The 1829-nt window shown below is 62.7% G+C and carries 1 protein-coding gene and 2 pseudogenes; 2 read left to right on the top strand and 1 reads right to left on the bottom strand.

Annotated features, from left to right (window positions below; genetic code table 11):
* Positions 1 to 142 (top strand): annotated as a pseudogene (locus FS320_RS42680) (ATP-binding protein); the annotation flags it as partial.
* A 78-nt stretch (positions 143 to 220) separates the two neighbouring features.
* On the opposite strand, the pseudogene FS320_RS42675 reads toward FS320_RS42680, so the two are convergent.
* Positions 221 to 1027, bottom strand: a pseudogene (locus tag FS320_RS42675) (MFS transporter); the annotation flags it as partial.
* Positions 1028 to 1427: 400 nt separating this feature from the next.
* On the opposite strand from FS320_RS42675, the gene FS320_RS49405 reads away from it, so the two are divergent.
* Positions 1428 to 1754, top strand: coding sequence for a hypothetical protein (locus tag FS320_RS49405; RefSeq protein WP_244627751.1), 327 nt, complete (start codon positions 1428 to 1430; stop codon positions 1752 to 1754).
* Positions 1755 to 1829: the final 75 nt, after the last annotated feature.

Here is a 1829-nt window from a genome sequence, read left to right as displayed (position 1 = left end):
GAACAAGAGCATCCGGGAGTGGACCGAGCTGCTGGCCGGCGACGAGGTGCTGGCCACGGCCATCCTCGACCGCCTGCTGCACCGAGCGCATGTTCTCAACATCAAGGGGCGCAGCTATCGCCTGCGGGATCTGGAGGAGGCTCTCCAGCGGGCTCACGCTTGAGCCGTCGTAAAACTGGATGTCGCCTTATCTCGTAAATCTCGGTGTCGCTTGACAGAACGTTCCGGCAAGCCCAGTCCCGCCCAGAAGCAGCAGGATAAGGGACAGCGTCGACAGGTCGACACCGGTCACGATCTCGAGGAAGGGCCGCAGATACGTGAACAGAGCGAACTGGCCCATGAAGAAGAGCGTCACCGCTGCCATGCCGTAGGCGACCACGGGCTTGCGGAGCAGCTTGAACACGTTGCCTGAACCCGTCTGCCGCTCGGAGTGCATGGAGGGCAGGCTCGCCAGCAGCCATGCCAGCGCAATGGCGGCCACGGGCACCACGCAGAAGAAGGCTCCACGCCATCCAATGTACCCACCCAGAAAGCTCCCAAGCGGGGCTGCGACCGTTGAGGCCAGCGCGGTGCCGCCTTGCAGGATCGCCAGCGCCCGCGGCACGCGATCCTCCGATACGAGGCGCATCACCGCCGCAGTCGACATCGACCAGAAGCCGCCGATGGCAACTCCCAGGATGGCTCTGCCAGCCATGAGAATCGGGTAGTTCGGTGCCAAGGCTACGACCGAGCCGGAGACGATCAGGGAGAGGGCGAGCGCGAGCAGAACCGTTCGCCGGTCCCGCCCCGCCGTCGCACCTGAGATGAACAGGCTCGTGAGCACAGCGAAGATGCCCGAGATGGAGATGGCCTGCCCAGCCTGTCCTTCCGTCATGTGGAGATCGGACGCAATCGGCGTCAACAGGCTGACGGGCATGAATTCGGAGGCGACGAGCACCATGCAGCACAGCGACATGGCGAGGACGGGGCCCCATGCCGGAACGCGGTCAGGTATCGTGTCGCTTGAGGAAGCGAAGCTCATGGTCATCAGTGTCTCGGAACTTGGTTGTATGCGGTGGGCAGGGCCCGGAGCCGCAGAAGGGAAGGGCAGCCAAAGCGGGTGAACCCTCAGAGGGATCCAGCGGCGCATGGCGACTCGGAGCTGAACATAGGCTGTCCGTTGAAAGGCGATTAGGAGCTGAGACGCGCATGTGCCTATGAGCCTTGCTCATCAATTCCACGCCGCCGGATGGGACCTGTCAGCAGGCGATCACCGGGGCCGTCCATCCACTCCGGGATGCGATTAATGAGCCAGGCTCATAGGCGCATGCGCCGCAGCGCGCCTAATGCCCGGCTGTCGCACTTGCTACTGTCCCATCTGGAACAGGCACCAGCCTGAGCACGAAAGGACATGTGTGAGGACGAGGGGAAGGGTTTGGCGTTTGGGGTTGTTGTCAACGGCCTTCGTGGTGACCGCGGTGGGTGGATACCTGATGCTGCCGGATGGCAAGGGACCGGCGCCAGCCCACGCCGAGACGGAAGCGGTCACGTTTCCGCCTCTTGAGCAGCTCGAACATTACGCGACGGTCCGTCGCGGCGTGACCCGGGAGTATATGCTGACCAGTCGCGCGGCCCTCGATGCGATCAAGGCCGGCCGACCGGTGCCGACGGGAACGCAAGTCGTCCTTATCGACTACCAGAGCGACGTCCTGCATCGCTACCTAGAGGCTGGTGAGCAATTTTATTACTCGCTTCAAGTGCTTGATTTGGAATAGCTTTCGTGAAGATTGATGAGGCGGATGCGGGGTGTGCAACGGTTGAGGAGCCCCGCTATGGATACTTGTCTCTAT

The sequence above is a fragment of the Microvirga tunisiensis genome, assembly GCF_009296175.1.
GTDB lineage: Bacteria > Pseudomonadota > Alphaproteobacteria > Rhizobiales > Beijerinckiaceae > Microvirga > Microvirga tunisiensis.
Note: the sequence above shows the minus strand (reverse complement) of the source record. Positions and strands in the feature narration are given on the sequence as shown.